This window comes from Citrobacter sp. Awk 4 (genome assembly GCF_028069725.1).
Taxonomy (GTDB): Bacteria; Pseudomonadota; Gammaproteobacteria; order Enterobacterales; family Enterobacteriaceae; genus Citrobacter_D.
The window spans coordinates 1-664 of record NZ_JANEWG010000139.1 but is presented as its reverse complement, the minus strand read 5'-3'; the positions used below and the strand labels follow the sequence as shown (position 1 = coordinate 664).

1 pseudogene is annotated in these 664 nt (G+C 33.4%); it reads left to right on the top strand.

From position 1 onward, the window contains the following. Positions 1 to 29 precede the first annotated feature (29 nt). Positions 30 to 664 (top strand): annotated as a pseudogene (locus tag NNO04_RS22530) (hypothetical protein); the annotation flags it as partial.

The window sequence follows — 664 nt, the reverse complement described above, 5'->3', positions numbered from 1 at the left end:
CTGATAAATTTAGCGTAAAGGTTATTTTCTTGGCAGATAAATCAGATATTAGGAAAGATGATTTCTATAAAGGGGATATGCGTTTTGAATATGTTTTTATTAATAAGGGCGCTTTTGAACAGCGCTCTAGGTTAAGTGGTTTACTAAAAATAATAAAAATACTGTCTTCTATAAAGTATAAAAAATTAGTTTTCCCTGGATGGGAAATAAAAGAACTCTGCTTACTATCATTATTGACAACGAAAAGAAAAAATTGTGTAGCAGTAGAAAGTTCTATTCTGGAAACAGAAAGGTCACTTCTCAAGTGGATGCTGAAAAAATTATTTTTGAAGCGCATGGCAACAGGTCTTCCTTCGGGGCACTTGCAGGCTGAAATCTTTCATGAAATGAATTTTTCAGGGGAGTTGGTTTACACAAATGGTGTTGGTGTTTTAAATGAAAAATTCTATTGTCAAAGTGGGCAATCGATACATTGCCTTATAGGAAGTAAAAACATAAAGTATATCTATGTGGGCCGAATTGCCGATGAAAAAAATTTAGAACTGCTATGCAAAGTGATGACTGAAACCGATAAATACTTGACAATTGTCGGTTATGGTCCAAAAGAGACCGAGCTTATTGAAAAATATGGTCATGCTGTCAATTTTTTAGGAAGTATAGATAA